We start from the raw sequence: 253 nt of genomic DNA on the forward strand, positions 1-253 counted from the left end.
TGCCTCTGTTATTCACATAATCATCAAGAGAGATGGTTTGATAGGTCTTCATTTTGAATCACCTCTTTTAGTTGTGAGAGCAGGCCTGTCTCAATGTCTAATGTTTTCTGAAAGCGATTTGACGTCCGTTCAATCATGCTGCGGGGATTCTTACTGAGACCTACTCTAGCCGTAAAATTTGCGAGAACTGTCCAGCTTTGATATGCATCTTCAAAAGCTTGGATGAGAGGCTGTAAATGCCCATTTTCATAAG

The 253-nt window shown here is 41.1% G+C and carries 1 protein-coding gene; it reads right to left on the bottom strand.

Annotation, left to right across the window (positions count from 1 at the left end):
- Nucleotides 1-23 precede the first annotated feature (23 nt).
- Nucleotides 24-253 (bottom strand): hypothetical protein (locus R0J87_RS22650; protein WP_498889157.1); only part of this gene is annotated, 230 nt, incomplete at its 5' end.

Source organism: Halomonas sp. SIMBA_159, from assembly GCF_046536035.1.
GTDB lineage: Bacteria > Pseudomonadota > Gammaproteobacteria > Pseudomonadales > Halomonadaceae > Vreelandella > Vreelandella venusta_A.